Source organism: Adlercreutzia sp. DFI.6.23, from assembly GCF_024462535.1.
In the GTDB taxonomy this organism is placed as follows: domain Bacteria; phylum Actinomycetota; class Coriobacteriia; order Coriobacteriales; family Eggerthellaceae; genus Adlercreutzia; species Adlercreutzia rubneri.
The window spans coordinates 1-327 of sequence record NZ_JANGBP010000321.1 but is presented as its reverse complement, the minus strand read 5'-3'; the positions used below and the strand labels follow the sequence as shown (position 1 = coordinate 327).

Here is a 327-nt window from a genome sequence, read left to right as displayed (position 1 = left end):
GGGCATCTCCCGCGCACACCACGAGCGACACTCGGTCGCCCACGGCAAACGACAGCGTCTTGGCAATGCGCGCCGGCTCGCAGCCCACGGCCTGAGCCGCCAGCTCCACGGTTGCGCTGGATGTGGGGAATGCCATAACATCCCCCTCGCGCCCGAATTCCGCAAAATACGCCTTCACCTTATCGATCGCCATCTCGCGTACCGCCTTTCGCCACCATCTTCGACGTTGTGGAATAATAGCACGACACACATCTCCGGGAAGCCCTGAGGAGGAATCATGATCTCGTTCGAGAACGACTATTCCACCGGCGCCCATCCGCGCATTCT

The 327-nt window shown here is 61.2% G+C and carries 1 pseudogene; it reads right to left on the bottom strand.

What is annotated here, in order from left to right:
* A pseudogene (locus NE591_RS13550) lies at nucleotides 1-193 on the bottom strand (YbaK/EbsC family protein); the annotation flags it as partial.
* Nucleotides 194-327: the final 134 nt, after the last annotated feature.